Below are 11886 nucleotides of genomic sequence, written 5' to 3' on the forward strand. Positions count from 1 at the left end.
TATCTGGTATTTACCGCCTCATTTTAAGGCGTTAGGTTTATTACTAGATGCGGAATTCAGGATATAACCAAAAATTTAGCGTAGAAAAGACATTCCGCTTTTCAAAAACAGGAACTAATAACGATCGTTTGCTAGTTAACAACGAAGAAGTGTTAAAAGGTAGAGTATTCTGCCTCTTAATTTCTACAAATGTCTACGAAATTATTGAAAAAGCAGTAGCTAAACTGCCTAAAAAGTTCAAGCATAGTGGCAACCCTATTACTGTCTCCAATTTCTTGAATTATTTATCAAAAATAAATATAGATGAAGTGGAGTTATCTGGTCCAAAAGAGTACCCTGAAGTTAAACAATTCCTTAAAGAAATCAACGACTATTTGTATGGAGTTAGACTGACGTTTAAAAATTAAATATCGTTTATTTTTTTATCGACTTCGGGAATCCCTATAGCTACAATATTAGAGCTATCCAAGACTGGTTATTTAGTCTGAAAAAAGGCGACAAATAATTTGCGCATAATAAAAAAGAAGAGGTTTGTTATACCTCTTCTTTTTTATTTGTCTGTTTACCTTTAACTAGTAGGCAACTATATAAGCCAACTATAGCTAACAGCGTACACTTATTAGTTTGTTAGTTGATTATTACCTACTAACACAAAGCTTCTAGTAATTAGACGCCAGTGATCGTAACGATGTAAGTACAGACTATAATCAACTTGCTCACCTTGCGTACCCGCATAGTACTTAATATACTCATACCAGTATTTATAAGTAGTTACGTCAGTAAAGAGTAAGCGTAAGTTCGGGAAAGAAGTTAAACTTGAAAGATTAAATTCCGTACATACTGTGTCCACTACCACAATAATATCCAGTAATGGGAAACGAGGCGGTAGTAAACGCGTACTAAAATTCTTACGATCTAACACTTCTGATAAAGGTACTACTAAAGAGTTTAAGCCTACAAACTTAGTATAGTAATTTATGCTATGACTAAGCTTGTGATCTAAAGGATCTGTACCTAAATCTTCAATTGCTAAAGGAGCGTAATCACTCATGTAATCGCTTGGATTTAAACCACGAATACGGTGAGGTGCAAAAATATCTTTCAGGTTAATAGTCTCAGGAGTTACTACTTCGTCTGATACTTTTGCTGTTTCACTAGCTGGAGATTTTGCAGATTGTTCGTTAGCTGTTTCATCTAACTCTTCAAATAGCTCATCATTACCAGATTGAACTGTACCCGTATCATCAGCAATCATAGGATCAATGATGTCATTTAGTTCATCTTCTGCAACTTCAGAGTTTAAGTTACTTTCAGTTCTTTCAGTTTTTTCTGCTCTTTCAGTTCCGTCAGCCTTAACAAAAGTTTGCGCTTGTTCTTGAGCTTGTGCGTCAACTGTTACTTGCGCTTTTGCTGTCTCTTGAGATACTGGAGTATCTTCTTGATTTTGCGCTGAAGCTAGCTCAGATTTCTCTGTTGCTTCTGCTTGAGTTTGCGTTGAAGTACTAGCTTGTTCTGCTTGCGTTGCTTGTCTTTCTGCGGTTTGTTGAGCAGGTTGGTCGCTAGAAGTTTCGCTACTATTAGCTGCTGTCGAAGCACTCTCTTGAGCTGTCTGATTGCTCGCAGTGCTAGCTGTAGTTTGCTTCTCTTCGTTAGCAGTTCCTGCTAAAGGAGTTTCAGCATTTACCTCAAGCTCATCTTGCGCTTGAGCTGCTTGGAGTTTTTCTTCCAGGTTAAAACCATCAAGTTGAGAACCGTCTGTTAAGTCATTACCTTGCTGATCGTATTTAGCTTTATCAGCTAGGGCTGTAGCCTTAGCTTTTAATTGTGAATACAGATCTTTTTCAGGATCATAGAGTTCAGCTTCAGTATGAATATGTGGGATTACATACTTAGCTTTTTGCTCTTTAGTGAGCTCAAAAGGTTTAGTATTGTCTAAATCATAACCAAGCTCATAAGAGTTGATTAACTTAACTTCGCTTTGAGTACTTTGTCCTGCATTTTTCCCTAGTAAAGCAACAATATTTTCTAGGTAAGGTAAAGTTTTACGAGATGAATCTTTACGATAGAAAATATAGTTCTTACTACGTACATGACAAGTTGAGAAGAAATTAGTTGCCCAACGTTTTAAACCATGGTGGTTAAAGTGAGAGAAAGAGTTGTTACGGTAATTTTTCTCACAAAACTCTAGTAAAGCTTTACGTTCTTTACTGTTTAAAAGGCTTAGATCAATGAGTAATTGACGACCTACGTTTAAACCACAAACACGGTAACTTATATTACGCGTTAAGTTTTTACGATTAAAGCCAAGTTTATCTAAGAAAGATAAAACACGATTTGGAATATTGGTAACAATGATTAAGTATGGCTCTTTGTTTTTGTAAAAGATCTTACGGTAGTATAAGTAAGCTAATTCATTGGCTGAGTTAACTAACTGTTGGTTAATTTGTTTGTACGAGTCAGCGTGCTGTAGTTTTTCTTCAACTTCGCCTCTACCACCGTTTTGCGCTAGGTTTTCATCAACTTCAATGATCTCTGCTTTTCTAGTTTTAGAGCCAAACAGAGATAAGAAACTATTAGCTACCGTTGCAATTGTACGTTTAAAAGCATTACTTACTTGATAAACTTTTGCAGTTGGGATAGTTTCATTTTTATGAGCGCTATCTGGATCTTTAGTAAGCAGGAAATCAACAACCTGATCACAACGTTCTGGGTTACAAGCGATAGCTTGTAAAAATATTGCATAAGGTTGCGCATTAACTCTTACTAAGAAGTTATCTTTTGCTACCGCATCTAAAAATTCAATAGTTGCCCCTAGATCACGAATTAGCTCCATCCAACGTTTAAGGATGTTAACAAAGGCAATTAACTCATTACGTACTCCAGCGTTATAACTTGTTAGACTTGGAGAAAAATCTAACGCATATACCACTGACTGGGCAATTAGAGTAAAGTTGTCTACCACAAAGTTTACATCAAACTCACATTCAGTCGCTAACTCATAAGCTGCAACTAAATACCCAGTTTGTGCATAGATTAAATCCTGCGATTTAAATCCAGATTGGGTAAAGAATAAGTTCTTACGTACATCAGGTGGTAAAGTATGAACTACAGCCCCTTTTACGTAAACTGATTTAAATCCTAAATGGAAACGTGGATCACCCGCATCAACTAGTTTTTTGAGGGCATACAGGTAGTTAAAGTGGAAAATCTTTTCTGAACCAAAAAGTACGTCTTCACGGAAGAAAACATTATTCTCTAAACATACTTTGCGGTTAAAAGCAATACGACGCGCTGAACGATGGAGATCGTTGATTGCAGCAAGATCAAAAATCTTATTGTCATCTAGGTCTTTTTCAATAATATTTTTTGGAGATGAGCCTTCAAGATCTTGATAGTATTTGTGTTGTTTTACTTTACCTGGTTTGTAACTTTGGATACGCGTAAAGAACATACCTACCCCTTGGTAGAGGTAAATTGCATGCGCTAACTCTGATAAAAAGTGTTGATCAAAGAAGTCACTGCTTGAAGCAAAGATTAACCAATCACCCTTAGCATTTAAAATACCTAAATTTCGCGCAGAACCAACCCCTGCTTGTCCTTGGGCAAGCATTCTGGCATTTCTTTCTGGGAAACGGGCAATTTGTTCTTCAACCATAGCAACATGTTCAGGTAAAGCGCTATCTAGCACAAAAATTACTTCGTAATTTTTTGCCTCTGAATCATATTGCTCAAGTAAAGAGTCAACCAGTACAGGTAGATCCTTCATTTGTGCATCATTAGCACAAGAAATAATTAAGGAAAAAATCATTTATTCATCCAAAGTAGAGGTGGTAAAAGTAACCACAGATTTATATTACATTTTCTTAGCTTCAATCTGATAAATCCGGTAAGCTAGTATATTTTATGTTAGCATGATTTTCTTCCAAAAAGAATGAAAAAATGAGTTTTTTTCTAAAAAATTTATAAATAGTTTTCTCGCAACCAAGTAAAAAACAAACAAAAGTAACTTTACTTAATTTCAACTAAAAATTAAGCACAAATTTACTAGAAATTAAGATAAAGACGCTCCTCAATTTACTTAACACTAGAGTATAATAGAGGCATACTTTTACTTGAGCTTTTCTAAAGTCTAAAGCTACTAGCCTAGGAAACTGCTAACTTAGGAAACTGCTAACTTAGGAACAAGGATTTAAAGATAACCATCCCCCAAAAAATCCAAAGATCTTAATTCCTTAGCTCCCGGTAATATCTCAAGTAAAAACAATATCTATTGCCAGTAACAATCAAAAACCGAATTTTTAACCATTTGATCTATGCAAAAACTTCCCCGCTTATCCTTTACTAACAACACAACCCCATACACAGAAACTACTTTAGAGCAAGTAGTTGATTTTCGCGTGCGAAGTAAAGAATTACCCGTAGATAAAGATGGCAAGTACCAAATTGTAACCATTAAAGCCATAGGTAAAGACAACCGTGTCGTTGCTTTTAAAAAGCACACTAATAACACTCAAGACCTATTACAAACTGGTGATATTGTTATGGTGCTCTATGGTTACTGTGGGAGATCAGCCGTAGTAACCGCTAGCGACACTTACGCTCTTAATCTACGAGTTAGCTTACTTAGAGTTAAAGACCAAAAGCAAGTAAACCCTTACTATCTCCAAGCTTACTTACAACGCCATGAAAGTAAAAAGATTATCAATGTCATGGCTCAAGGTACTGCCCAATCTTTTCTTACCGTCAAGAGCTTAAAAACTTTTCCAGTTAAGTTAGCTGACATAACTGAACAAAATAAGATTGGTAATCTTTTTAAAGATCTCGATGACTTAATTGCCTCTGCTACTGCTGCCTATAAAAATACAAGAAAGATGAGAAAGGGGTTAGTTAGACAAATGTTTAACTTTGTCGACGGTCTTCCGTCTCTTAGATTTCCTGAATTTACTCAAGAGCAAAGCAAACGTAAACAAAAGCAAAAATGGCAAACTAAAACCGTTGCCGAACTTGTTACCTTTTATAACAACAAACGCGTACCTATTACCGCTAAACATCGCGTTAAAGGTGAAACTCCTTACCACGGTGCTAATGGTATCAAGGACTACGTTCAAGGTTATACCCACGATGGGGAAAACATTCTTATTGCCGAAGACGCAGCTAATGATTTGAATGATTACCCAATTAGATTAACTCAAGGCAAAATTTGGGTTAATAACCACGCTCATGTAATGCGCGCAAAAGAAAAACTTACCGAAAACATGTACTTAATTAGCCACCTACGCTCCTTTCACTATCAAGCAATTTGCGTAGGGACAACTCGTTCTAAACTAAATAAAGGGATTTTAGAAAACTTAGAAATTCATCTTCCTCCAACTTACGAAGAACAATTAAAGATTGCTAAACTCTTTAGAGATATAGATAAGTTACTTGAGGCGCAAACTAAACGTATTGAATATCTAAGAACTCTACGCAAAGGTTTAATCCAAAATCTCTTTATTTAGCAACGCAAAAAGACGCCTCTTAGGCGCCTTTTTGTTCATAGAGATAGAGATCACTTTTAAAGTTATACGTAAAGAGATCTAGGTTTTACCTAGATCTCTTTTCTATATCTTTATAAAATTAGTATAAAGTTACATAACCAAATACTACTAACACTGCTAATAAAATAGTAGCGTAAGTCCAACCGATTTTTTTATTACGGCATTTGTTTAATTCTGGAGCTGACATAATTTAATCCTTATCAATAAGTTTCTTAAACTTTAAGTTAATCTTATATGTCTATATAATAACATAGAAGCAAAAGTTTAACCTATTTTCTCAAAAAATTTTCTTACCTACTAAGTTTACCTTCCACTCCTCAAGAAAATAATAATTAAAGATCAAGCACTTATAAAGTTATTCACCTCTATATCACAAAACTAAAGTAAAATAATTGTTGATCAACTTAGTCCGAAATTATTAATTCTGCAAATGAAAAAGTCTCGCTTAACAGCGAGACCTTTTTCAACTTTAAAATTTAACCTTTAACTTAGTCTTTAACAAAAACTTACCTTAAGCTTTTTTGTAAACTGGGTGCTTACGACAAAGTTCTTGTACTTTTGCACGCGCAGTTGCAACAACTTGTTCTTGCGTTCCAGGATTGTTAAAGCTATCTAATAAGTCACAGATAACATGAGTTAACTCTTTTGTATCTTCCACCGTAAAACCTCGGCGCGTAATAGCAGGGGTACCAAAACGTACACCAGAAGTTTGGAATGGAGAACGAGTTTCACCTGGAACAGAGTTTTTATTTGCCGTAATCCAAGCTTGTTCTAATAATGAAGCAGCTTGTTTACCAGAATACTCTTTACCAAGTAAATCTAACAGTAATAAATGGTTATCTGTACCACCTGAAACTATCTTATGTCCACGCTCTTGGAAAACGCTCACCATAGTTTTAGCATTATCAAGTACGCGCTGCATATAGTCTTTAAATTCAGGTTGTAAAGCTTCTTTGAATGCAACAGCTTTAGCCGCAATTACGTGCTCTAAAGGACCACCTTGGCTACCAGGGAATAAACCTGAATTTAGTTTTTTATAAAACTCTGGAGATTGCCCTTTAGCTAAGATCATACCACCACGAGGACCAGCTAGGGTTTTATGCGTAGTAGTTGTAACTACATGCGCATAATCAAATGGTGAAGGATATAAACCTGTAGCAATTAAACCTGCAACGTGCGCAATATCACATAGTAAGTATGCACCTACAGAATCCGCAATTTCACGCATACGTTTCCAATCAACTACACGTGAGTAAGCTGAAAAACCTGCTACTAAAAGTTTTGGTTTTACTTCTAAAGCTTTAGCAGCAATTGCATCATAATCTAGGTAACCGTTTGCGTCTACCCCATAACCATAAGATACGTAGTTTTTTCCAGAAAAACTTACTTTAGCACCGTGAGTTAAGTGACCACCAGCATCTAGATCCATTCCTAGTACTACATCACCATGGTCTAGTAAAGCTAAGTAAACTGCTAAATTTGCATTTGAACCTGAGTGAGGTTGAACATTTGCATAATCACATGCAAATAATTCTTTTGCACGCTCAACTGCAAGAGTTTCAGCTTTATCCACAAACTCACAACCATTGTAGTAACGAGCACGAGGATAGCCTTCTGCGTATTTATTTGTTAATACTGAACCTTGAAGCTCAAGTACTAATTCAGAAACATAGTTTTCAGAAGCAATTAATTCAATATGGTCTTCTTGACGTTGCTTCTCTTCTTCAACTGCTGCAAATAATTCAGCATCAAACTCTTGTAATGATTTTGAATTGATAGTCATGGGCAAATAACCTCCCAGATAAATATATTTTTAAAGAAATTTATAGCTTAAATACAAGCCCCTAAAATTATAGCTTAAATCATTTTTTTGTGCAGAGAAAGCTCACGAGCGCATCATCTGCTTTCAGGGACAGATAATTTCACTCACATTAAAAGAGGGTAGCCGAAGCTACCCCACTTTTAAAGTATTAATTTAAGTAATACTTCTCAATATATTAGCTAAGCACCTATTAGTTAGATGAGTTGCCTAACAGCTCATAGTTAATTTTTACATCATAAACTTTACGTAATTGTTGCATAAAGTTATTGTTGTAATCATAAGTAACTACTTGATTGTAGTTATCTTTGAACTGTTTTAACACCTCAGCAGGAGCTGCATTTTCTACGGTAAATCCATGTACAGCTAATAAGTATACACGATTATCTTGAGTATCATTTACTACTAAATAGTCAACAGGGTTACCTTTATAAGCAGAAGTAAATAGAGCTTCTAAGTAAGGAGACTGTTCTTTAGTAGGATTCATTAACTGCACTTCTTGCTCTGCTGATAAAGTTACTTTAGCATCTGCTAATAAGTTTTTAGCTTCTTCAACTGAAGCAGCTTCTAACTTAGGAGCTAGCTCATTTAATTTAGCTAAGTTAGCTTCTTGAGCTAATGCAAGTTTTGTATCAGCAGTTACGCGATCTTTAACCTCTTCAAGAGTTGGATATTCACTTGCAGTATATGAATCTAGTTGCGTGATAATCTCATCGTTTGAATCAGCAATACCTTGTGGTGAGTTTACACGGTTTACTTGCATGTCACCCGTGAAAGCTAAACGAGCAACATCAGATGGAATCATTGAAGGTAATGAGCTACTTGTGAACTCACTTGTTGTAATTACTGGTAACTCTAAGATTTTAGCAACTTGTGAAATATTACCGTAAGATTCAACAACTTCTTGTACTTTCGCAAATAGATTTTGTAAATAAGTTTGCTCATTAGCTCTAGTTAAAGTTGAGTTGATCTGTGCTTTTGCATCAGCATAACTCACAGTTGAGCTTTGTTTAGCATTTAAGAAAGCAATGTGGTACTTACCATCTGAATCTTTTACTGGATTCGAGTAAGTATGTACTTGCATTTCTGGCACTACATTTTTGAAGTAGGCTGGTAATTGGTTGGTTGATAAGTTACCTAAGCTACCATCGTTAAATCTTGCAGCTACGTCTGTAGAGTAAGTTTTAACAGCTTCTGTAAAGCTCATACCATTTTTTAAAGCTTCGATTACTTTATTAGCAGTTTCTTCGTTATCAACTACGATTGCAGAAAGATCATACACGCTTGAATTAAATAGCTGTGGATTTACATCGTAGTAAGCACGCATTTCCTCTTCAGTTGGTTTTGGCGCTTTAGCAGCTAACTCTGCACGGTTATAACGAATAAAACTTAATGAAGCTTTTGCAGGAATTGCATAATTATCACGATGTAAATCGTAGTAATTTTGTACTTGCTCTGCTGTAGCTTCAATTGAAGCGGCATTTGCACTTGCGTCTAATTGCGCTACTTGTACGTGCGCAGTTGCAAAAGATAAACGAATGTTTGTATCTAATTCTTTATCAGTTGTTACATAAGAATTATTTAATAAATTCGTAATAAACTGATCACGCATTTGGTTCGCAAGAATACCAAAGTATTGTTGCGTTGTTAAACCGTAATAATTTAAGAAAGCACGAATACGATCTTCTGAATATTGTCCATCAGCTCCGTGGAACATAGAGTTATTACGGATATTTTGAATAATTTCATTATCAGTAATTGAAACTCCGATGTCATTAGCATAAAGCAGACGTAAACGATCATTGATTAGATTGTCTAACACTGCCATACGTAATAACTGCTCATTTGCAGGAGTCATGAATTTTTCAAATTCTTCTTGACCGTAACTTTGTAATAATTGGTTATAACGTTGTTGGTAAGCTTGTTGGAATTCATTATATTGAATACCAACATCTTTATTACTAAAAGAAACTAAGTAGTTAGGTTGACGAATCCCTAGTCTTGAACCTGTGATTGTTTGGATAATAAACGGAATTGCAATCGCAACTGGTACTAGTTTAAATAAAAATGATTTTTGAATGGAATTAAACTTACCTATCATGGATATATAGTCCTTTGTTTGGGTAAACTTGTTATTGTAAATTCGGATTTTAACTGTTCTAAAAAATATACAGTCTAAACCTCCATTATACAATAAAGGGCTATTTTTACCAAAAAAAGATCAAGCCCCTAGCAATGCTAGGGGCTTGAAATCTCTTATTAAACTAATAGGATATAGTTAAATAAGGTTTAGTCTTTAAGTCAGTTTAAAATCTGTTTCAAATCTGTATTAAGCCAGTTTCGACTTAGTTTTAAGTCAGTTTTCAACTTAACTTTAGATTTTATGAACCAAACTTATTTACTTAAGCCAACTCTTTCAGGATCATCAATTACTTCAGATACCACATTAATACCAAAGTTATCCCCTACCATTTGCACTAGTTGGGTAATTGGTAATGGCGTGTACTTAGATTCACGTACATAGAAACGAGAAATCTTATCACCACTTAAACCATATACTCTTACTAAGCAAATTGCTGAAAGAATTGCAGGTAAACTTGGGTTAAAGGCAGCATTTTCAATATAACGACCAACAAAGAAATCACGGTCAACGGTTGCTGCAACCACAAAAGCTTCAGAGTTAGAGTAAGGAGAGTAAGTTTTACCTTGGCGAATAACTTTTTCTTTTACGTCATCGTAACAAGAATTATGGAAAACAGAACGATTATGATTGTTATCAAATAATCTTTCTTTGATATCTAAATCAGCAGGACCAAAACTATCTGGTAAATAATGGCTTAATGGCGCGCCATCAGGAATTTGTGGTAAATAAATTTTTAATTCTTTTGCCGTATTTACTTCATTGATAAATTGACGACAATGACCACAAGGAGAATAGTTAACAATAATTGATTTAATACCTCTTGCTCCAGAACAATAAGCATGGTTAATTGCACATTGTTCAGCATGAATCGTGTACTGCATATGTAAACCTTCATACTCTTGGTTACCACCAAAGTAGAAGTTACCATCTAAGTCTTCAATAATTGCTCCAACATTAAATTTGGAAATTACTGGATAAGCATAGCAAGTTGCAAAAGGTAAAAGAGCAAAATAGAGTTCTTGATCAGTTAAATTAAACTCTGTTTTTAACTCATGAGCTTGTTGTGCACTTATATAACCACGTAGATGATTATGTAATAAAGTACGGTGGATAGCCTTCTCAACTGGGGTTTCAATTGAATTTGTAAATGCTACTTGTGGAAATAGACTTGCCATAAAAATATCCTCAATGTCCTGTAAAGGGTTGCTAGAATTAGGTTTTGTCCTTACTTTTATTATAACACTAGTTTATATTTATCTCTTTGATTTTAATTAAGATTTATTATAATTTCTCCTAAACCTTGACATGCTTTTCTATTCAGATGGTAGTATCTTTTTAGAAAAAGTCTCAATTTTTTGAATAGGTAAAAGGCAAACTATTCATAGAATCTACCATGGAATAGTTTGCCTCTTGTTAAACTTAATATAAAGTTAGTAAGTAGAACTTATAAAAGCTCTATCACAAATTTTATTTTAATTATTAATTAAACCCTAACTTGTAGTAAATGTAAGCATTCTTTCTTGACCAACTAGATACATCATTTTTAGTAACTTTACTGTAAAAGAACATATTATCAGCTTTCTCAAGAGAAGAAATATCCCAATAATTTAAGTTAGAACTAAAGTTTTCAGCTCTAGAAAACATCATTGACATATCTTTCACATTTTTAACGTCCCAACGACTTAAATCTGAATTAAAATTTTTAGCTCCGGCAAACATGATTATCATGTTTTCAACTTTGCTAACATCCCAATTACTCAAATCAGAATTAAATTTTGTAGCATTTGCAAACATTGCTGACATATCTGTAACTTTACTAGTATCCCATTTACTTAAATCACTAGTAAAACTAGTAGCTTCACTAAACATTGAGCTCATATCCGTAACATTACTTACATTCCAAGAGCTTAAATCACTAGTAAAGCTAGTAGCTTTATAAAACATGCTACTCATATCTGTGACATTACTAACTTCCCAAGCGCTTAAATCACTATTAAAATTAGTAACTTCTGCAAACATACCACTCATATTGGTAACATTACTTACTTCCCAGTTACTTAAGTCTGAGTTGAAACTTTTAGCTTCTAGAAACATGTGTGACATGTCTTTTACTTTACTAACATTCCAATGACTCAAGTCAGAGTTGAAATTTACTGCACCATTAAACATTCCAAACATATCGGTAACTGCACCAGTATTCCATTTACTTAAATCACTAGTGAAGTTTGCAGAGTTATAAAACATCCTTCTCATGTTTGTAACATTACTAACATCCCAAGAGCTCAAATCTCTATCAAAATTTGTAGCATTTGAAAACATATAACTCATGTTAGTAACCTAAGTTACCTAGTTCATAGTCCCCACAGCCCGTGCAAAATATAAGCGCG

At 34.6% G+C, this 11886-nt stretch carries 7 protein-coding genes; 2 read left to right on the forward strand and 5 right to left on the reverse strand.

Translation table 11 applies throughout. The features are described from left to right. Window positions 1-47: 47 nt before the first annotated feature. Window positions 48-407, forward strand: a complete 360-nt coding sequence (locus tag CKF54_RS06720; RefSeq protein ID WP_119525592.1) for a hypothetical protein — start codon at window positions 48-50, stop codon at window positions 405-407. A gap of 212 nt (window positions 408-619) precedes the next feature. Here the strand turns inward: CKF54_RS06720 and CKF54_RS06725 are convergent, their stop codons facing one another. Then, entirely contained in the window at window positions 620-3808 is a 3189-nt protein-coding gene (locus CKF54_RS06725) for a glycosyltransferase family 2 protein (protein ID WP_119525593.1), read from the reverse strand. Window positions 3809-4313: 505 nt separating this feature from the next. Between CKF54_RS06725 and CKF54_RS06730 the strand changes: the two genes are divergently transcribed. Next, window positions 4314-5498, forward strand: coding sequence for a restriction endonuclease subunit S (locus tag CKF54_RS06730; RefSeq protein WP_119525594.1), 1185 nt, complete (start codon window positions 4314-4316; stop codon window positions 5496-5498). A gap of 550 nt (window positions 5499-6048) precedes the next feature. Here CKF54_RS06730 and glyA read toward each other — a convergent pair. The 4 genes from glyA to CKF54_RS06750 all read right to left on the reverse strand — a co-directional run bounded on the left by glyA (window position 6049) and on the right by CKF54_RS06750 (window position 11827). After that, window positions 6049-7320, reverse strand: coding sequence for a serine hydroxymethyltransferase (glyA, locus tag CKF54_RS06735; RefSeq protein ID WP_119525595.1), 1272 nt, complete (start codon window positions 7318-7320; stop codon window positions 6049-6051). Between the two features lie 229 nt (window positions 7321-7549). After that, window positions 7550-9457 (reverse strand): SurA N-terminal domain-containing protein, encoded by a 1908-nt coding sequence (locus CKF54_RS06740; RefSeq protein ID WP_119525596.1) that lies wholly within the window; start codon window positions 9455-9457, stop codon window positions 7550-7552. Between the two features lie 293 nt (window positions 9458-9750). After that, window positions 9751-10674 carry a cytidine deaminase gene (gene cdd, locus CKF54_RS06745; RefSeq protein ID WP_119525597.1) on the reverse strand — a complete coding sequence of 308 codons (924 nt, stop codon included), beginning with the start codon at window positions 10672-10674 and terminating at the stop codon, window positions 9751-9753. A 304-nt stretch (window positions 10675-10978) separates the two neighbouring features. Then, on the reverse strand, window positions 10979-11827 hold the full coding sequence (locus CKF54_RS06750; protein WP_119525598.1) for a BspA family leucine-rich repeat surface protein: 849 nt from the start codon (window positions 11825-11827) through the stop codon (window positions 10979-10981). Window positions 11828-11886 lie beyond the last annotated feature (59 nt).

Source organism: Psittacicella hinzii (assembly GCF_003585885.1).
In the GTDB taxonomy this organism is placed as follows: domain Bacteria; phylum Pseudomonadota; class Gammaproteobacteria; order Enterobacterales; family Psittacicellaceae; genus Psittacicella.

Coding starts and splice junctions, on each gene's coding strand:
- CKF54_RS06720 (WP_119525592.1), top strand. CDS start 48: ATGCGGAATTCAGGATATAACCAAAAATTTAGCGTAGAAAAGACATTC.
- CKF54_RS06750 (WP_119525598.1), bottom strand. CDS start 11,827: ATGAGTTATATGTTTTCAAATGCTACAAATTTTGATAGAGATTTGAGC.
- glyA (WP_119525595.1), bottom strand. CDS start 7,320: ATGACTATCAATTCAAAATCATTACAAGAGTTTGATGCTGAATTATTT.
- CKF54_RS06740 (WP_119525596.1), bottom strand. CDS start 9,457: ATGATAGGTAAGTTTAATTCCATTCAAAAATCATTTTTATTTAAACTA.
- CKF54_RS06730 (WP_119525594.1), top strand. CDS start 4,314: ATGCAAAAACTTCCCCGCTTATCCTTTACTAACAACACAACCCCATAC.
- cdd (WP_119525597.1), bottom strand. CDS start 10,674: ATGGCAAGTCTATTTCCACAAGTAGCATTTACAAATTCAATTGAAACC.
- CKF54_RS06725 (WP_119525593.1), bottom strand. CDS start 3,808: ATGATTTTTTCCTTAATTATTTCTTGTGCTAATGATGCACAAATGAAG.